At 66.0% G+C, this 18,775-nt stretch carries 19 protein-coding genes; 7 read left to right on the forward strand and 12 right to left on the reverse strand.

The features are described 5' to 3' along the window. The first annotated feature begins 18 nt into the window (after positions 1-18). The gene (locus K883_RS19965; RefSeq protein ID WP_036455748.1) at positions 19-2,628 is read left to right on the forward strand and encodes a sugar epimerase family protein; all 2,610 of its coding nucleotides are present in this window, start codon (positions 19-21) and stop codon (positions 2,626-2,628) included. Here K883_RS19965 and K883_RS19970 read toward each other — a convergent pair. From K883_RS19970 to K883_RS20015, 10 genes are all read right to left on the reverse strand, one after another. Then, positions 2,625-3,851 carry a cytochrome P450 gene (locus K883_RS19970; protein WP_014711556.1) on the reverse strand — a complete coding sequence of 409 codons (1,227 nt, stop codon included), beginning with the start codon at positions 3,849-3,851 and terminating at the stop codon, positions 2,625-2,627. The genes K883_RS19965 and K883_RS19970 overlap by 4 nt on opposite strands. 19 nt (positions 3,852-3,870) lie before the next feature. Beyond that, on the reverse strand, positions 3,871-4,830 hold the full coding sequence (locus tag K883_RS19975) for an SDR family NAD(P)-dependent oxidoreductase (RefSeq protein ID WP_014711557.1): 960 nt from the start codon (positions 4,828-4,830) through the stop codon (positions 3,871-3,873). A gap of 211 nt (positions 4,831-5,041) precedes the next feature. Further along, positions 5,042-5,464 (reverse strand): hypothetical protein, encoded by a 423-nt coding sequence (locus K883_RS19980; protein ID WP_014711558.1) that lies wholly within the window; start codon positions 5,462-5,464, stop codon positions 5,042-5,044. Next, positions 5,461-6,510 (reverse strand): NAD(P)H-dependent amine dehydrogenase family protein, encoded by a 1,050-nt coding sequence (locus tag K883_RS19985; protein WP_014711559.1) that lies wholly within the window; start codon positions 6,508-6,510, stop codon positions 5,461-5,463. The genes K883_RS19980 and K883_RS19985 overlap by 4 nt, the downstream gene beginning before the upstream one ends. Positions 6,511-6,523: 13 nt before the next feature. After that, positions 6,524-6,955 (reverse strand): hypothetical protein, encoded by a 432-nt coding sequence (locus K883_RS19990; RefSeq protein WP_014711560.1) that lies wholly within the window; start codon positions 6,953-6,955, stop codon positions 6,524-6,526. 13 nt (positions 6,956-6,968) lie between these two features. Further along, entirely contained in the window at positions 6,969-7,694 is a 726-nt protein-coding gene (locus K883_RS19995) for a hypothetical protein (RefSeq protein ID WP_008256388.1), read from the reverse strand. Beyond that, entirely contained in the window at positions 7,691-7,819 is a 129-nt protein-coding gene (locus K883_RS28400) for a hypothetical protein (protein ID WP_007770904.1), read from the reverse strand. Before K883_RS28400 ends, K883_RS19995 begins: the two co-directional genes overlap by 4 nt. Positions 7,820-7,836: 17 nt before the next feature. After that, positions 7,837-8,631: a CbbQ/NirQ/NorQ/GpvN family protein gene (locus tag K883_RS20005; RefSeq protein WP_014711561.1), complete on the reverse strand. Its 795-nt coding sequence runs from the start codon at positions 8,629-8,631 to the stop codon at positions 7,837-7,839. A gap of 22 nt (positions 8,632-8,653) precedes the next feature. Beyond that, positions 8,654-10,183, reverse strand: a complete 1,530-nt coding sequence (locus K883_RS20010) for a nitric oxide reductase activation protein NorD (RefSeq protein WP_014711562.1) — start codon at positions 10,181-10,183, stop codon at positions 8,654-8,656. A 179-nt stretch (positions 10,184-10,362) separates the two neighbouring features. Beyond that, complete coding sequence (locus K883_RS20015; protein ID WP_095532428.1) at positions 10,363-11,010, reverse strand: hypothetical protein; 648 nt, start codon at positions 11,008-11,010, stop codon at positions 10,363-10,365. 389 nt (positions 11,011-11,399) lie between these two features. Between K883_RS20015 and K883_RS20020 the strand changes: the two genes are divergently transcribed. Further along, the gene (locus K883_RS20020) at positions 11,400-12,503 is read left to right on the forward strand and encodes an NAD(P)H-dependent amine dehydrogenase family protein (protein WP_008256395.1); all 1,104 of its coding nucleotides are present in this window, start codon (positions 11,400-11,402) and stop codon (positions 12,501-12,503) included. Positions 12,504-12,510: 7 nt separating this feature from the next. Here the strand turns inward: K883_RS20020 and K883_RS20025 are convergent, their stop codons facing one another. Further along, complete coding sequence (locus K883_RS20025) at positions 12,511-13,110, reverse strand: TetR/AcrR family transcriptional regulator (RefSeq protein ID WP_036428842.1); 600 nt, start codon at positions 13,108-13,110, stop codon at positions 12,511-12,513. Positions 13,111-13,319: 209 nt separating this feature from the next. Between K883_RS20025 and K883_RS20030 the strand changes: the two genes are divergently transcribed. From K883_RS20030 to K883_RS20045, 4 genes are all read left to right on the forward strand, one after another. Next, positions 13,320-14,108 carry an SDR family NAD(P)-dependent oxidoreductase gene (locus K883_RS20030; protein ID WP_008256400.1) on the forward strand — a complete coding sequence of 263 codons (789 nt, stop codon included), beginning with the start codon at positions 13,320-13,322 and terminating at the stop codon, positions 14,106-14,108. A 62-nt stretch (positions 14,109-14,170) separates the two neighbouring features. Then, entirely contained in the window at positions 14,171-15,253 is a 1,083-nt protein-coding gene (locus tag K883_RS20035; protein ID WP_014711564.1) for an NAD(P)H-dependent amine dehydrogenase family protein, read from the forward strand. A 1-nt stretch (position 15,254) separates the two neighbouring features. Next, positions 15,255-16,073 carry a mycofactocin-coupled SDR family oxidoreductase gene (locus K883_RS20040; protein ID WP_036455750.1) on the forward strand — a complete coding sequence of 273 codons (819 nt, stop codon included), beginning with the start codon at positions 15,255-15,257 and terminating at the stop codon, positions 16,071-16,073. Between the two features lie 111 nt (positions 16,074-16,184). Continuing rightward, a complete protein-coding gene (locus tag K883_RS20045; RefSeq protein WP_008256406.1) occupies positions 16,185-16,805 on the forward strand; it encodes a hypothetical protein in 621 nt (206 codons plus the stop codon). A gap of 12 nt (positions 16,806-16,817) precedes the next feature. On the opposite strand, the gene K883_RS20050 is transcribed toward K883_RS20045, so the two are convergent. After that, the gene (locus tag K883_RS20050; RefSeq protein ID WP_008256409.1) at positions 16,818-17,447 is read right to left on the reverse strand and encodes a TetR/AcrR family transcriptional regulator; all 630 of its coding nucleotides are present in this window, start codon (positions 17,445-17,447) and stop codon (positions 16,818-16,820) included. A 92-nt stretch (positions 17,448-17,539) separates the two neighbouring features. Between K883_RS20050 and K883_RS20055 the strand changes: the two genes are divergently transcribed. Then, a complete protein-coding gene (locus tag K883_RS20055; protein ID WP_036455752.1) occupies positions 17,540-18,763 on the forward strand; it encodes a cytochrome P450 in 1,224 nt (407 codons plus the stop codon). The last annotated feature ends 12 nt before the right edge of the window (positions 18,764-18,775 follow it).

Genomic DNA, 18,775 nt, shown 5'->3' on the forward strand with positions numbered 1-18,775 from the left:
GACCACCAAAGGCATTCAGTGAGAATTGCTGTCACCGGGGCCAGCGGAGTGCTCGGCCGCGGACTCGCCATGCGGCTGCTCACCCAGGGCCACGATGTCGTCGGCCTTGCCCGCCACCGCCCCGAAAGCTGGCCGAGCGCAGCCGACTTCGTCGACGCCGACATCCGTGATGCCGCCGCGGTCAAGCGCGCCCTGGCGGGCGCGGAAGTGGTTGCGCACTGCGCGTGGGCGAACACTCCCGGACCAGACGAACGGATCGGTCACGAGGTCAACATCGACGGCGCCCGCAACGTGCTCGACGCGATGGTCGAGACCGGGTCCAGAAGAATCGTTTTCGCGTCTTCGGCACACGTCTACGGCGGCGGCGGTGCGCCCAAGGCCGAACACGAGGCCTTGACCCCGGTCACCGTCGATGGCCAACTCAATGCCCAGGTCGAACGCATGGTCGCGGAAGCGGGCACGGAATGGGTCGTGATCCGCTCCGCGCTGATCCTCGGCCGAAGCGTCGACAATTGGGTGCGCCGGATGCTGGCGCTACCGGTGTTTCCCGCCCGGTCCAGCGATCCCCGCATGCAAGTCGTCCATCTCGACGACGCGCTTCGGCTGTTCAACCAGGCGATCGTGGACGGTGGAATCGACAGCGGCCCGGTCAATCTCGCCGCTGCCGGACAGGTGACCTTCCGGCAGATCGCCGCCGCTCTCGGGCGCCCGGTCGTGCGGCTGGGCTTCGAGCCGGGCGAACTGCAACGGGCGAAGGGCGCTCCACTCATGGATCTCTCGCGGTTGCGGCACGAGTGGGGATTCCGGCCCGCGTGGGAATCCGGCGAATGCATCGACGATTTCGCGCTGGCCGTGCGCGGCCGGGTCACCGTGGGCAAGCGGGTGATATCGCTGCCCTGGCGGCTGGCCACCATCCAGGACCTACCCTCGGTCGACGCGCCGAGCGACGACGGCGTCAAGCCGAATTTGGCGGGCGCAGCGGGGGATAACGGGGAATTCGACACACCGATCGACCCGCGCTTTCCGACGTTTTTGGCCACGAACCTGTCGGAGGCACTACCCGGCCCGTTCTCGCCGGCGTCGGCGTCGGCGACGGTCCGGGGACTGCGGGCCAGCGCGGTGTGCGTCGCCGAGCGGTTGCGCCCGGGGGGCACGATCCAGCGCGAAATCGCGATGCGCATGGTCGCGGTGTTCGCCCACCGCCTGTACGGCGCGATCACGACCGCGCACTTCATGGCCGAGACGGTGCCTTTCGTGAAGCCCACGACGGTGGTGAGCAACAGTGGATTCTTCGGCCCCAGCATGGCCGCCTTGCCGATCTTCGGTGAGGAACATCCGCACTCCGACACCGATCGAATCCGCAAGCGACTGCGCACCGTCCGCAACATCGGGGTATTCGGCGTCAACCTGATCGGCCTGTCGGCCGGCGCGCCCGCCGACACCCGCGAATTCGTTGCCGACGTCGATCGCCTGGAACGCCTGACCGAAGGGGACCTCGCCGGAATCGACGATCGCCGGCTGCTGAGCCTGATCTTTCTGGCGCGGGACCAGGTGGTGCACGGCTGGGTGCTGGCCGCCGGCTCATTCCTGCTGTGCGCGGCGTTCAACGTGCTGCTGCGTGGTCTGTGCGGGCGGGACGTCGCCGCCCCCGGTGGGCCCGAATTGGTCAGCGCGCGTTCGGTCGAGGCGATGCAGCGGTTGGTGGTTGCCGCGCAGCGCGATCCGAAAGTGACGGCGCTGCTGGCTGAACCAGGGGACCGGCTGGACAAGCTGGCCGTCGAGGCTCCGGAATTCCATGCCGCGCTGCTGGCCGAGCTGGCGCTCATCGGCCACCGTGGGCCCGCCGAGCTCGAGATGCTGTCAACCAGCTACGCCGACGACCCCGAGCTGCTGGTCCGGATGGTGACCAGGGCGATGAGCGCGCCGTCGGCGCAGCAACCCCAGCGCCCCCAGATTCCGTTGCACGCCAAGCCAATTGCGGTGCTGGCCACCCAGCAACTGCGCGACCGTGAGGTCCGCCGCGACAAGGTGGTGCGGGCCAACTGGGTTCTGCGCACGCTGCTGCGCGAGTACGGGCGCAGGGCGGTCGAGTCGGGCGTCTTCGAAGCCGCCGATGATGTCTTCTATCTGCTCGTCGACGAACTGGATGCCCTGCCGGCGGACGTGGGCGCGCTGGTGGCCCGGCGCCGGGCCGAGCAACGCCGGCTGGTCGCGGTGGCGCCGCCGACGGTGTTCAGCGGAAGCTGGCAGCCAACCGCGCCCTCGTCGCCCGCCCTGGCCGGCGGGGACATCCTGCGCGGGGTCGGGGTGTGCGGCGGGCGGGTGCGCGGCCGGGTACGCATCGTGCGCCCCGACACCATCGACGACTTGCAGCCCGGCGAGATCCTCGTCGCCGAGGTCACCGACGTCGGATACACGGCGGCGTTCTGTTACGCCGCCGCCGTCGTGACCGAACTGGGCGGCCCGATGTCCCACGCCGCGGTGGTGGCCCGCGAATTCGGCTTCCCCTGTGTTGTCGACGTTCAGGGGGCGACCAAGTCGTTGCCGCCGGGTGCCCTGGTCGAGGTCGACGGCGCGACGGGCGAAATCCACGTCCTGGAGCTGGCCGCGGACGACGCGCTGAGCTAGTCGAATTCCATCTCCAGACCGACCGGCCCGCTCAGCCCCAGCATCGGCTTCCACTGCGCCGTCGCCACGCGCCGCGGGTTGGTCATGCGCCGGGCGAGGACTTTGAGCGCTCCGGCGAGTTCCGTTCGGGCGAGGTTCGCGCCCAGGCAATAGTGGGCACCGCCGCCGAACGTCAGAATGGGCGGCGGGTCCTCGCGGGTGATGTCGAACCGGCCCGGGTGCGCATAGACCTCCGGATCGCAGTTGGCGGCAAAGGTATTCACTGAAATGAAGGTGCCGGCCGGAAAGGTGTAATCGGCGAATGTGACGTCGTCGAGGACGGTGCGCAGGGTGGTGCAGACCGCGGGCGAATGGCGCATGCATTCCTCGACGGCCGGCATCGCGAGGTTGGGATCTTGGCGGAGCATCGCCAGTTGCTCGGGGTGATCGCACAGCGCGTGCATGCACGCGGCCAGCTGATTGCGGGTGGTGTCGGTGCCGGCGGACAGGATGCTGAACGCCAGCATGCGCATCTCCGCGTTGCTCAGCCGGTCGCCGTCGTCCTGCGCGCGGATCAGTTCGGAGATCAAGTCGTCGGTCAACCGGCTCCGCCGTTCGGCGATCATGTCGTCGATGTAGGCGTCGAACTCGTCCCACGCCCGCATCACGATGTGCTGCTCGTTCGCCAGGTCGGAGTCGAACCGCACGATCTTGAAAATGTCTTCCGCCCATAGGGAAAACTGCTCCCAGTCCTCGGGTGGTGCGCCCAACAACGCGCAGATGATCGGGATCGGGTAGGGCCGGGCGATGTCGGCGACGAAGTCGCAGCGGCCGGCCCCGGCGACCTGATCGATCAAATGGTTGATCACCGTGTCGATGGTGTCTTCCATGCGCGCGGACGCCCGCGGGGTGAATGCCTTGGAGACCAGACCGCGCAGGCGCCGATGTTCCTCGCCTTCCATGCCGAGGATGGTGCCCAGCACCCGGTCATAGAGCGGGCCGGAGGTTATCCCGCGAGCCGTCATGTGCATGCCGGGCGGGAAGACGAACCGGGGATCGCGAAGTATCCCTCGGGCGAGTTCGTAGCCGAGCACCTCGGGTCCCAGCGGCCCGAGGGCGATCGGAGATCGCTTGCGCGCCTCGTGGATCCGCGGGGCGACCTGGTGCACGGTGTCGGTGATGTCGTAGTGCAGTGTAGGCAGGCCTGCGTCGAAGACGCTGGGTGCTGTGGTGTCGACGGTCATGATGTCTCCTTGGCCGAAATCAACTCGGTTGGTAGCGCTTCGGTAGTACCTCGATAGGCGCCGAAATGGCCTCGCCCGGGGCTAACTCACCGGAGTCGGGCAAATCCGGTATCAACCTGGCCGTCGACGTGTCGGTTATCGCCGCGAAGGTGTCCCGCACCTTCTCGATGGTGAGATCGGCGTCGTATATACCCGTCGTCTGACCGAACACCCGGATGCCCACGTTTCCCCCACCCGCCTCGAGGTTGGCTCCGGATACCGGGCAACTCTCGTGAACCAGGAACGCCACCGCGGGTGACACCAGGCCGGTCGGAAAGTGATCCTCCATCAGCCTGGTGAAGGCGGACGGGTTGTTGAAATGGCGCACGGCGGTGGTGTTGGCGGCCGGCCCCAACGCATTGACCTTGATGCCCATCGGTGCCCCTTCGACGGCGAGACCGCGTGTCAGCCCGAAGATTCCGCCCTTTGCCGCACCGTAGATGGAAAGATTCTCCAGTCCGAACATCGCCCCGGAGGTGGTGTTCACAATGCGGCCGTAACCCTCATCGCGCATGTGGGGCCACGCCGCCCGGCACATCCACACGGTCCCCATCAGGTGCACGTCGATGACATTGCGAATGTCGGCGTCGGAGATCTCGTCGAAGTGCGCCATGAAGCAGACACCGGCATTGTTCACCAGGATGTCAACGCGGCCCCACACGTCCAGCGCGGTCTGGACGACCCGGCGCGCGCCGTCCTCGTCGGCGACGCTGTGCAGGTCGGCAACCGCCTCACCACCGGCCGCGCAGATCTCGTCGGCCACCTGTTCTGCGTTGGCCCGCAGGATGTTTCGGCCGTCGGGCCCGACGCCGAGGTCGTTGACGACGACCTTGGCCCCTCGCTGGGCGAGCAGCTTGGCGTGCGAGCGCCCCAGGCTCGGCTCCTGGCCGCCGGCCCCGGTGACGATCGCCACCCTCCCGTCGAACCGAAGCTCGGTCATGACCTCTCCGTGGCGAGGATCCGCAACGGCAATCGCGGCAGGGTGCACGTCGGGGACGGCCACGTGTTCCAGGGTCCCGGTGACAGCTTGAAATGGGCTATCCTCCTTGACCACTCGGTCACGACGCCGCGGTCGAGAGCCATGGGCAGATCGTCCAAGTCGAGCTCGCAAATTCCGTTCGGCTCACGATGTTGGGCCATGCCGTCTCCAATCACGGAATGTTGGTCGCCAGGAATGTCAGTGGCAGTCCCAGGATCGACACGTCGTTTTCGTCGAGAAAGGTGCCCTCGCCCTCCATGCGTTGCCGGAAACGCGTTGTCGCACCGTAGCGCTCGGCGACGGCGTCGGCCCTGGAAGCTTCCGGGACCCCGATGACCACGGTGAACACGCCGTCTCCGTGGCGCTCGATGAACTCGGTCACCGAAACGGCGACCTCCCCGGTCGACCCCGGGATCGGGCTGATCAGCTCGATGCCCCGATTCCAGTCGAGGTGAATGTCCAGGCCGAGCTCGGCCAGCTGCAGCGGCTCGAAGACGAACCCCAGATCGCTGAACATCTGGGTCACGGCCGCATGTCGTTCCGGTGCCACGGCGAACACGACGTGATGGAGCGAGGGTTCTTGTGTTGTCGTCATGTCGTCAGGACTCCGCGGGGAAGTAGCAGGGGGAGGTCGTTGTAGGTGACGATGCCGGGAGGCGCGGCGACGACGGCGGGTATCGCGGTGATCGCCGGCACGGCGGTGATGGTGAGGCCCAACATGATGTAGTCGTCCAAGGTCGTGCCCTCGAAGTCCGGCGGTGGCAGGAAGCTCAGCGTGGTCTTGATCGTCGGTCGGCCCTGCACCTCGACGGTGTAGCCCATGTCCAGTGGCCAATCCGGTTCCAGCGCTTGTCCCTTCCGCCATTGCCCGCCGATCTCGATGACCTCTCGACCGGCAACAATCCCTTTCCAGCGAACGTGAATGCCCGCCACGCAGCCCGCCGCGATGTTCCAGTCCCCTGGCAGGTGCAGATCCTCGGTGGTCTGGGCGTACTCGGCTTCACAACGGACCTCGTCGAGCTCGACGCCGAGGGCGTCGGCGAGCAGCAACACGCCGTCGCGGAAGATGCCGGATCCTTTCTCGGTGACAGCCGGCAGGTCCGGACGGTCGATGGGATAGCCGAAGCCCATAGGGATTTCGGTCGCCGGCGAGTTGTAGATCGTGGTATCAAAGGACTCCAGCACCGACACCTTGTCCACCCGCTCCGAGAGTCCCGCCGACACGATGGTGAACAGTTGGACGAAGCCGGGGTTGATGCCGGTGCCGAAGATGCTCGATCCGCCCGCCTGGCAGGCCTGGGCGATGCGCTCGCGTCCCGCGCCGAGAAAGTGGCCGGTGATGAACTCGGCGGTGCCCACCACATTGATGCCGGCCTCGAGGATGCGGACCAGCTCGTCGACGTCGGCGAACATCGGGTTGTAGACCACGCAGTCCGGCTTGAGCGCGAGCAGCGCCTCGATGTCGTTGGTCGCCTTGATATTCAGTGGCTCGATCCCGCACAGCTCGCCGACGTCGCGCCCTGCCTTCTCCGGCGAGAAGGCATAGCATCCGACCAGCTCCAGCGTCGCGTTCGCGGCAATCGCCCGGACGGAGCTCTTGCCGACGTTACCGGTCGTCCATTGGACGACCCGATAGGTCACCGGGCCGGCCCCGTCATGGGTGCGTCGGCGCCGGCGCTTGGCGGGCGAGTCGTTCGTCGTGGATCTTGACGAGTTCGCGGAACCCCAGCCGGTGGTACTTCGGTATCGGTTGGATGCCCCAGACGTCCTGCGCGGTGGCTTTGCCCTCGGCGCCCTCCGGGGGCCCGAACGGCGGGTAGGGGTACTTGCACTCCAAGGTGTCGTTGGAGTACCGGATCTTAAGCAGCTCACTGCAGATTTGGGTGAGGCTCAGCGTCGGGTACCCGTAGTAGATCGCCATGAACGGCAGCGTGAAGGCACCCTCGATCACCAGCGCTACCAGGCACACCAACACGGCGCGCTTGATCCAGGTGTGCATGCGCGCGTAGTACGGCGTCGTCCCGGGCTCGAGATCGGCGGCCGGGTCCTTGTCTTCGGTGGGGGACGGTACGGACGGACTAGTCATGGCACTGCTCCTTTTAGTCGGAGAAGATTTCGCGATTGACGGTGTGCAGGTACGGGATCGCGAGGAACGGGGTGATGTAGAAGATGTCGTAGAGCCACCAGCCGATGACCGGGAACACGACACCGGCGTAGCGCACGTCGGCGAACATGGTCATGTTGAAGACGTAGGCCGACCAGATCACCACCCCCATCCAGCAGGTGACGACCATCCACTGATGGCCCCAGCGCTTCATCTGCAAAAACCCGATCGCCGCCGCCACCCGCATCGAGAACACGGTGAGGATCAGGCCTGCCACGTAGGCCTTTTCGCCCGGGCCCGCCGCGCCGCCGATCCACAGCTCGTTGTAATGCCAGAAGTAGCCGGCGTCGAACATGTTGCCCCACCCGACCATCAGCACCCTGTTGATCAACGTGTGGTTGGCGACCAGGTCAAGAGCCCAGCCCAGACTGTTGAGCATCCCGTCGATCAGGACGAGATAGCCGATGAGGGTCACGATCATGGGCCGAACCGATAGCCCGGCGCGCAGGGCCTGGCGCTGCAGCCATACCCCGCGCATGAAGATGGGAAATCCGATCAGGCCCGGCGCCCACATGCCCATCAGGGCGGCGCCGACGATCATCCACTTGTCGGCGTGGCGCTGGGCCTGGCGTGATTCGTCGTGGTGATCATCGAGGCTGCGCGACGCGTCGGCGCGGTCGGGCGTGCCTCCCGAATTCCGTTTCAGCAGCGGTACATTCACAGATCCCACCAGCCCCGCGCGAACGACATGTAGAGCTGGACTCCGAACATCGCGAGCAGATAGCCGTAGATGAAGATCTGGAAGATGATGAGCGCCCTTTTGCGCTTCTCCTCCTGTCGGTCCATGCCGGTTGCTCCTTTCCCTAGGGCGAACTGGTCGAGGTGGCCAGGCTGGCTGCCGCGACTTCACGCAGACCGTCGGTGACCGCGCCGTCGGTGCTCAGCGGCGCGAGTATGCACGCGTCGGCGGCGTCCAATTCGGTTGCGCCGGCGGCGATCAGCTGGGCGGCGGTGACCAGCACCCTGGTCGACGGCGGTTCGAAGTGGAAGGCTTCGTCGGCGGTGCGGATCGCGACCGCGCACCCGACCAGCCGCTGGGCGGTGGCAAGGGGGATTCCGGATTCGGCGACGATCACGTCGGCCTCGCGGTCGGGCGGCAGATAATGCATCGCCAGCGTGACGAACCGTTGGCGGAACGAGGGTTTGAGCTCCTTGAGTGAGCTGCGATAGGCCGGGTTGTACGAACACACCAGCATGAACTCTTCGGGGGCTTTCACCACCTCGCCGGCGCGGTCCAGGTACAACGACCGTCGGTGATCGGTGAGGGAATGCAGGATCGCCAAGGAGTCGTGGCGGGCCTCGACGACTTCGTCGAGGTAGCAGATCGCGCCGGCTTTGACGGCCCGGGTGAGCGGGCCGTCGGTCCAGACGACGTCGCCGCCGGTCACCATGAAGCGCCCGACGAGGTCGGAGCTGGTGAGGTCGTCGTGGCAACTGATCGTGACTACCGGTCGCTGCAGCAGCGAGCCCATGTGTTCGACGAACCGGGTTTTGCCGCACCCGGTCGGGCCGGTCAGCATCACCGGCAGACGCCGCGCAAAGGCCTGTTCGAACAGCTGAACTTCGTTGCCGTTGGCGAAATATGTGTCGGTGGTCATCTCTTCCTCAATCGGTCGGCATTCACGCTGCGACCAGTTCGCGATGGACATGGGCCAATACCCGGGGTAATTCCTCGATGCGCCGGATCCGTTGCGACCGGCGCGGCCCGAACACCTCCGGGAGGGGGTCGACCCGGGTCGGCCCGACGCCCACGTAATACATCGACACCCCGGCCTCGTTGGCCTCCTGGACGGCGTGCGCGGCATCGGCCCAGGCGTAACGGCCCTCGTAGCCTTCGTCGGAGATCAGCCCGTCCCCGATGATGATCAGCAGGCGCCGCTCGGAGGCCTGGGCCAGCAGGCGGCTGGTCAAATGGCGCAGCGGCGCACCGAGTCTGGTGTAGCCGCGGGTGGACAGGCCCAGCCCGCTCGGCGGCACGAACCGGCGGTCTTCGAAGTCCTTCAGGCACCGCACCTCGACCCGGTGCCGGGTGTTGCCGGTGAACACGAAAACGCCATGGCGTTCGCGCGCCAGCGTCATGGCACGCGAAAGCGCGTCGGCACAGGCCAATTCGAGCTGGAACACGCGGCCCCCGTGTACCCCCAGCGACGAGCTGCCGTCGAGCAGCAGCGCCGTGGTGACGTCGCGGCTGCTGGGCAGCAGGTCGCGAAACACCCTCGGCTCCTTGGCCTCGCCCGTCGTCAGGTCGATGTAGTGGCTGACGTATTGGTCGACGTCGAGGTCCGAGCCGTCTTCGAGGCGGCTGGTCATTGCACGGTGGGTGTGTTCTTCGAACCACTTGCGGACGTCGACGGCCACCGGCACCGGACGGCGCAGGCGCCGGCCGTCGGCGTGCTCGACGACAGCGACGTGGTCGTGCATGAATCGCTGTGTCCACATGTTCCACTCGGGATAGGGAATCCCGGGCCGGTGTTGGGGTGTGACGTCGAGATCGTTGTCCTGCGGCCGGCTCGGCGGCGGCAGGTTCGGGTTGCGGACGCCCCCGTCACCGCCGACCGGAACCGAGTATGGCCGCGGAAGACGCTTCTGCGTCGTGGTCCACGGCATCCTCCCGAAGCTGCGTCGCAGCTTATCGGTCAATCCCTGCGGCGCCGTGTAGGCCAGCGGCAAAGCACCCAGCAGCGCAGGGACCGCCAATTCCCGCCCGGTGGCCGCCAATCCGGTTGCCCTGTCGAGCATCTGGACGCCGTCCATGTCCGCGGCTTCGGGGTGGATGTCGGGGAGTAGCCGTTGGACCTCGGGAACCAGGCCGGGCCACCGCGACGCGATCCAGCCGAGGGCGACGCCGCCTTCGACGAGCGTGAGCGCGCGCAGTTCGCGCGCGGATAGCTCGTTCAGCCGAAATTCGGTGACGCGTTCCTTGGATGGCGAGCATTGCAGGGCCACCCCGCAGGTCAGGGTTCTGCGTGTCCAGTCGGAGGGGGCGGGATAGGGGATGTGGACGAACGTGAGCGCCGCGTTCAATCCGAAGCCCCGCCGCTCGCCGGTGACGAGCCGCACGCCTTCGCGGCGCTGCTCGCTCAGCGCGACCGCCGTCACGGCGCAACTGCGTTCCAGCGCCATCGCATGGCCGTCGGAATGCTCAGTCATCGGCCCAATCCCGCGCTCCCCGGACCCGGCTCAGAACGTGCCGATGTTGGAGAACAGCCAGTACCAGAACCAGATGATCAGTCCGGTGCCGCCCCACGCGGCGACGTAACGAAGGATTTCCCATAGATAGCCCATGATGTGACTTCCTCGGTGGCGTAGTGGTTTTCGGGTCGCGCATTTCAGTCGGAGAAGAGTTCGCGGTTGACGGTGTGCAGATAGGGGATGGCCAAAAACGGGGTGATGTAGAAGATGTCGTAGAGCCACCAGCCGACGACCGGGAGCACGACGCCGGCAAAACGCACGTCGGCGAACATCGTCATGTTGAACACGTAGGTGATCCAAATGACCACGCCCATCCAGCAGGTGATGACCATCCACTGGTGGCCCCACCGCTTCATCTGCAGAAAGCCGATGGCGGCGGCGATCCGCATGGTGAAGACGGTCAGGATCAACCCGACCTCCAGGGCCTTCTCGCCGGGCCCCGCCGCGCCGCCGACCCACAGCTCGTTGTAGTGCCAGAAGTAGCCGGCGTCGAACATGTTGCCCCACCCGTTGAGCAGCACGCGCGCCAGAATGGTGTGGTTCGCCACCAGATCAAGCGCCCACCCGACGGTGTTGATGGCGGCGTCGATGATGACGAGATAGCCGAGCAGGGTGACCAGCATCGGCCGGACCGAGAGGCCGTCGCGTTGCGCCCGGCGCAGCAGCCGCACTCCCCAGAGGAACAGCGGCAGCCCGAAAATACCCAGGGCCGCCGTGCCGATCAGGAGGCTGCCGGAGATAAGCCATTTGTCGGCCCGGCGCTGCGCGAGCTGTGAGCGTTCCATGTGCTCGTCGATGGCCAGACCCGGCGGCGCGGCAGAGCCGGGCGATCGCGTGGCTGCACCTATCCCGGCGTCGCGCTGATGCAGCTTCGGCAAATTCACGAACCCTCCCCGCCATCGACACTGATTGGACCGGCGAGTGCACTATAACAGGCTGACTGCAGTCAGCAGAAGACGCCCACCGAGTCGACGGCGAACAGTCAGCGAGATTCGCTCCACTTCCCGCGGTTAGTGCGTGCCACAGGGCTAATGCGGAGTTCACGCGGCTTGTCCACGCCCACCAGCGGAGCGACAGTACTGACGAAAGTCAGCTGGCATTCGTTGACACGCCCGTTGCCAGACGCCTACGCTCAGCGAGCGCTCAGGCATTCTGGCCATGCAAAGGAGTAGCGATGACGCTCAAGTCGCCGGCCGAGAAGAAATATCGTGTAATCCAATGGGGCGTCGGCAATGTCGGGACGATCGCGCTGCGTCATTTCGTGCACAACCCTGCCTACGAACTGGTCGGCGTCCTGTGCAATCGACCGGAGAAAGTCGGCAAGGACGCCGGTGAGCTCTGCGGCAAACCGCCGACCGGCGTGCGGGCGACCACCGACAAGGATGCCATCGAGGCGCTCGACGCCGATTGCGTGTTCTATGCGCCGCTATGGTCCGACCCCGACGAGGTGTGCCGCCTACTGCGCGGCGGCAAGAATGTCGTCGCATCGGGTGGGGCGTGGTGGTATCGGACCGAGCACAGTCAGGCGGACATCGACAAGATCGACGCCGCGTGCCACGAGGGCGGCACGTCGTTTCATGCGGGTGGTGTCAACCCCGGGTTCGCCGGAGACCTGCTCGTCCTGACGCTGGCCCGAATCATCAGTCAGATCGACACCATTCACATCTACGAGGTGGTGAATTTCGGGCGCGACACCCTGAAGTACCTGTTCGAAATGGGGATGGGCAGCGACCCGGCCGGGTTCGAAGACGGCCCGAATCTGCTCGGACAGGCATGGCCGTTGTTCGCCCAATCGATGGCGATGGTCGTCGAGGGACTGGGCAAAACAGTCGAGAGATACACGACCGAGGTGGAGCTCGGGACTGCCACCCGCGACATCCCCTTCGAGGGAGGGGAGACCAGCGACATGCCGGGCTTCAAGGGCGTGATCAAAAAGGGGACTGTCGCTCGCCAGCACCACAAGTGGACGGCGTGGGTGGACGGCAAACCCCTCATCGTCTTTCACGAGATCTACACGATGGACACCTTCGACGCCATTGCACCGCAGGAGGATTGGCCCCAGCACTACCACTACCGCATTGTGATCGAGGGTGATTCCTCCACCGAGCTGATCCTGCAGGGCGCGCAGGACCCCAACGGCGGCTACGCGCTGCCCGGATACACCTGGACCGCGATGGGCCCCGCGAACGCCATACCCGCGGTCTGCGACGCTCCGCCGGGGTTCATGTCCCACAAGGAACTCGGCCTGATGCCGCTGCGCGGCGTCATACGCCCCTAGCGGCGGGTCAGGGTTTCAAACTTCGCAACGTCCTCGCGACGTAGTCTTCCAGCAGCGCATGGCCGGTCGGCCAGTGGTTGGTGGTGATCAACAGCGCGTAGAGACCCAGCAAGAAGAACACCGCACTGTTCATGGGATTGACGTGCGGATCCGTGTCACCGCGTTCCTGCGCCTGCGCGATTTCCTGGGCGACCAGGACGATCAACGGGTGATCCCTGCCGTCCTCGGTCTGCGGGCGGGTCTGGGAGAAGTGCAGCGCGAGAAAGTCATTGAAGAGCCGATCGCCCAGCCGCCGTTCGAGCCCGACCACCAGGCGGACCGCCTCATTCAACGCGGAAGCGAGATCGTGCTTGGACTTCAGGAATTGGGCGAACTGCTTGGCTATGCGATCCTCTTCGCGGCGCTCGAGCTCCAGCAGCACATGCTCCTTGGTGGGGAAGTGGAAGAAGAACGTCCCGTGCGCCACGCCCGCGGCGGCCACGATGGCACTGACGTCCGCCTCGGCCATGCCGGCCCGGGCGAACTCCGCGATCGCGGCCCCCATCAAACGCTCCCTCGTCTGCAGACGCTTTGCTTCTCGGGTCGACAGCCGATCCGTCACAGCCATGTGTTTCCTCACAGTTGACCCGACTCATGCGAGAGTTGCGGGGCTCAACGGCTCATTATGCCGTGTCCGCGCCAAAAACGCTTGCATAACTTGATCATTCTCAGACAATCAACGGTACCGCGAATGGGGGTCGGAATGATTCGTTGACTTTAGTCAGCCCAGTTCATAGATTAAACGGCGCACCCCACGCACGATCGAAGGAGCTCGGCATGGCGTTGGAACAGTTCCAGCTCGATGGGCAGGTCGCGATCGTGACGGGCGCCGGGAAGGGTGTCGGGGCGGGCATTGCCCGGGTGTTGGCGGAGGCCGGCGCCACGGTCGTCGGGACCGCGCGTACCGAGGCGGATATCGTTGGCACGATTGAGGGCATCGAGGCCTCGGGCGGCAAAGGGCTGGCGCTCGTCGCGGACGCGATGAGCCGCCCGGACGGCGAGCGCGTCGTGAACACGGCCATGGAACGCTTCGGGCGCATCGACATTCTCGTCAACAACGTCGGCGGCTCCACCTATGCGCGCTTTCTGGACATCACCGACGAAGACTTCCGGCACACCTTCGACTGGTGCGTGACATCCGCGTTCATCATGAGCCAGCTCGTCGCCCCGCACATGATCAGCGCGGGACGCGGATCCATCGTCAACATCTCGTCTGGTTCCGCCCGGTTCGGCATCCGCGCGTTGACGGCCTACTGCGTCGCGAAGGGGGGCCTCGAGGCGCTCACCCGCGCGATGGCACAGGAACTCGCGCCGAAGATCCGCGTCAACGCCATTGCGTTGGGATCGTTCGCCACCGACGGCTTGCGTGGCAGCCTGGACTTGATGCCCGGATCGCTGGAGAAAATGCAGGAGGCCACCCCGCTGCATCGGCTCGGTGACGTCGAGGATCTCGGGCGGCTCACGGTGTACCTGTGCACGCGCGACTGCTACGCGACGAACGCGATCTTCCACGTCGACGGCGGCATCGACTCGAACAACTCGCCGCTCCCAATCCCCGATTACTGACCTGGACCGCGACGCAACGCGCCATGATGGGTCATCGCTCACGGTCGGAAGGATGAGGGTAAGTGCGCAGAGTCATACAGTTTTCCACCGGGAATGTGGGCCGGCACTCGTTGCGGGCCATCATCGGCCGACCGGATCTGGAACTGGTCGGCGTGCACGCCGCCAGCGCCGACAAGATCGGCAAGGACGCGGCGCAGCTCTGCGGGCTGGACGAGCCGACCGGCATCATCGCCACCGACGATATCGACGCACTGCTCAATCTTGGCGCCGATTGCGTCGTCTACACGTCTCAGGGTGAGACGCGACCCATGGAAGCCATCGAACAGATGGCCAAGTTCCTCGCGGCGGGCATCAACGTCGTTGGCACATCGATGGTCTGGCTGGTGACACCCCGCCATGCCGACGATTGGTTGCGAGAGCCCTTGGAGCGCGCCTGCGCGGCAGGCAACGCCTCGCTCTACGTCAACGGCATCGACCCCGGCTTCTCCGGCGATACGCTGGTGCATTCGGCGGCCAGCCTGACCACGCGGATCTCGTCGATCACCGTGCAGGAGATCTTCGACTACGGAAACTACGACGATGCCGAGTTCACCGGCGCGGCAATGGGGTTCGGCACCACACCCGACGACGACTCACCGATGATGTTCTTGCCCGGAGTGATCGTGGCGATGTGGGGCGGTCAGGTCCGCAGTCTGGCCGACCATCTCGACATCACGCTCGACGACGTGCGCCAGCGCTGCGAGCCGTGGTACACGCCCGAACGCATCGAATGCACGATGATGACCGTCCAGCCGGGGCAGATGGCCGCGGTCCGATTCGCCACCGAGGGCGTGCGCGACGGCAAGCCGGTCATCACCCTCGAGCACGTCACCAGGCTCACCCCGGCCGCCGCGCCCGGCTGGGAATTCCCGCCCGATGGCCACACCGGTGTGCACCGCGTCGTCGTGGAGGGCGAGCCGCGGGTGGAGATCAACACCCACGTATCCCACCCCCTTTACGATTCCACCGATGCCGGCTGTATCTCGACCGCCGGCCGGGCGGTCAACGCGATCGACTGGGTGTGCCGCGCGCCCCAAGGGCTGATCGGGGTCGAGGACATCCCATTGTCAGCGACGATGCGCGGGCTGATGTGGAACGAGCACTGAACTGACCACCCCGGCTCCAGGACGCGTTGCCGGTAAACGCATTCTGATCACCGGCGCCGCCCGCGGCATGGGTCGCGGCCATGCGCTGCGCCTTGCGGAGGAGGGCGCGGACCTCATCCTCGTCGACATCTGCCGATCCCTGCCGCAGATTGAATATCCCTTGGCCACCGAGGACGACCTCACCGAAACAGTAAGGCTGGTACGGGCTTTCGGTCGCCGATGCGTGAGTCGCGTTGTCGACGTCCGCGACGAGGCGCACCTGCGGTCCGCGGTCGACGAGGGAGTCGGCGAGCTGGGCGGCCTTGACGGCGCGGTCGCCAACGCCGGCGTGCTGACGGTGGCGCCGTGGGACAAGACCACTGCCGAACAGTGGCGCACGGTGGTCGACGTGAACCTGATCGGCGTCTGGAACACCTGTGCGGCCGCGATACCGCACCTGCTCGAGCAAGGTGGAGGCAGCCTGGTCAACATCAGCTCCGCCGGCGCCATCAAGGGATTCCCGCTCCAGACGCCCTACACGGCGGCCAAGCACGGCGTCGTCGGCTTGACGCTGGCCTTGGCCAACGAGCTGGCGGCGCAGAACGTGCGTGTCAACACCGTGCTTCCCACGGGCGTGCCCACCGGGATGGTTCCGCCGTCGTTCGGGCCTCTCCTGGGTGAGCAGCGGTCCGATCTCATTCCCATCTTCGTCAATGCGATGCCCACGCCGGCTGTCGAGCCCGCCGACGTCAGCAGCGCAGTGTTGTTCCTGCTTTCCGACGAGTCCAGATACGTGACCGGGCTGGAGTTCAAGGTCGACGCGGGCGTCACCATCAACTGAAGCGAAACTGGTCCGATGGCGATTTGCCCGCCGGCCCACATAGTTTGCGTGTTCACGCTGCGGGTGGCCCGGGTACGGGTTACAAATAGCTGACCTCACAAAGGAGGGCTCATGACAAAGGTCCGGACGTCCGCGGTCGGCCTGGCGGCCGCCGCGATGCTGCTCAGCGCCGCGATCGCCGGCTGCGGCGAGGACAAGAACTCGACGGCGCCATCGGGTCCGGCCGCGTCGTCGAGCGCGGCCATCTCGTCGAGCGCCCCGTCTTCACCCGGGGCGCCGGCGAACTACAGCTCCTTGCTCATCCAGGCCTCCGACGTCGGCCCGCACGCCACCGCTGACGGGCCGCCCAGCCAGAATCCGGGCGGCATCGTCGGCGTGGGGCAGGTCTTCAAGAACCCCGACGGCAAGCGCACCATCATCGACACGATCGCGGTCTTTCCCGACGCGGCGACGGCCGACAAGACGGCCGCGAACATGCGCGACGTCGTCGGCAAGAAGGTCAGCGGCGAGCAGCAGCCCATCGACGTCGGCACCAACGGATTCATGGTGATCGGGCAGAGCACCGACCCGGCGAATCCGATGGAGATCTCTGAGGCGGTATTCGTCGAGGGCAGGGCCATGGTCGATATGGAATTCGACTGTGTCATAGGCAATCCCACGCCAGCCGACATCCTGCTCGATCTCGCGCGCAAACAGGACGCCGCGGTCAAGGCGGGTCTGCCGGCCAGCTGAGCGGCCGTTCCTTCACAGAGGCCAGCCGTCCGGCGGCAGCGTGTAGCGCAGTTCGGCCGCCGGGGGCAATGGCCGCCGCTCATCGACCGATATGGCATCGACGACGAGGGCGACGTAGCGTCGCCAGCCGTCGCTGTCGGAATCCATCGTCGAGAGCACGCTGAAGAGCATGGCGATCAACCGAGGCAGGTCGTCGCTGACCAGGTCGGCGCGAATCCTGCCGAGGCGCTGGCCTTCCCGGGCAAGCTCGGCGAGCGCGGCATTGAGCGACATGGAGATGTCGGACGTGAGGGACCCGGCCCGGCGGGCGGCGGCCAGCAGGCTGTGTTCGCGCGCGCCGAGCGAGATCGCCGCTTCGATCAATTCGGTCAGACCGCGCAGAGGATCCTTCGCGCGGCGGGCGCCGTCGATCACCGGCGTGAGATCCTCGGCGATGCTCTGTTCCAGCGCCGCCAGGACGAGATCCGCCTTGGTCGGAAACCTGCGGTAGAGGGTTCGTTCGCCGACGCCGGCCCGGCGGGCGACCGCCTCCACCGGGGCGTCCGGGCCCAACTCGCCGTAGACCTCGCGCGCCGCGCGCAGTATGCGCTCGACGTTGCGCGCCGCGTCCGCCCGCAACGGCCGGTCCTCCACCGCGGTCATCGTGACAGCGTAACCGACAGTTGACTACCGACAACGGTCCCTTTACGCTCTACAACTGGCAGATAACTGACATTTAATGGGAAACGCGGCTTATGTCAATATCTTTCGAGGCATCCGACTCCTGCTCGGACGCGGAGCTTCCTGCACTGCCCGTGCCGCGTCCCGCCCACTGTCCGCTCGCAACGCCGGTAGAGTTCGCGAGCTGGCGGGAAGAGCCCGGGCTACGACAGGCGATGTTCCACGGCAATCCGGTCTGGGTGGTGAGCCGCTACTCCGACATCAGGGCGGCGCTGGTCGATCCGCGGCTGTCCGCGAAGACCATTCCGGACTCCATCATGCCCACCAACGCCGACAACGAGGTCCCGGTGATGTTCGCGCGCACCGACGATCCCGAGCATCACCGGATCCGGCGGATGATGACCGGCAACTTCACCTTCAGGCGTTGCGAATCGATGCGGCCGCAGATCCAGGAGATGGTCGACCATTTTCTTGACGAGATGATCGCGGTGGGGCCGCCTGCCGATCTGGTGCGTGAATTCGCCTTGCCGGTACCATCATTGGTGATCGCGCTGCTGCTGGGTGTGCCGCCCGAAGATCTCGAGCTTTTCCAGCGCAACACCACCGCCGGGCTCGACCAGAAGACGTCCGAGGCGGAAAAGGGACAGGCCTTCGGGGCGATGTACGCCTACATCCAGGAGTTGGTGCAACGCAAGGAGCGCGAACCCGGCGACGATCTGATCAGCCGCATGATCACCGAGTACGTCGCGACGGGTCAACTCGACCACGCGACCGCGGCGATGAACAGTGTGATCATGATGCAGGCGGGTCACGAGACCACCGCCAATATGATCTCACTGGGAACCGTTGCGCTGCTGCAACATCCGAGCGCCTTCGAGCGGCTCGGCCAGACCGACGATCCCGCCCTCATCGCGAACGTCGTCGAAGAGCTGATGCGCTATCTGAGCATCGTGCACAGCCAGGTCGACCGCGTGGCGACCGAAGATCTGGTGATCGGTGGCCAGTTGATCCGGGCAGGGGAGTTCGTGATGATGAACCTGCCCGCCGGAAACTGGGACACCGAATTCGTCGGCGACCCAGAGAGTTTCGACATCGATCGAAACACGCGCGGACACTTGGGTTTCGGGTACGGCGTGCACCAGTGCATCGGGGCCAACCTGGCCCGCGTGGAGATGCAGGTCGCGTTCGCCACCCTCGCGCGACGGCTGCCCGGGCTGAAGCTGGCCGTTCCGCCGGAGGAGTTGCGGTTCAAAGAGGCCGACATTTACGGCATGAAAGAGCTTCCGGTCACCTGGTGAACCCACCACCGC

Origin of the sequence: Mycobacterium sp. TKK-01-0059, assembly GCF_000709305.1 — a bacterium.
GTDB lineage: Bacteria > Actinomycetota > Actinomycetes > Mycobacteriales > Mycobacteriaceae > Mycobacterium > Mycobacterium intracellulare.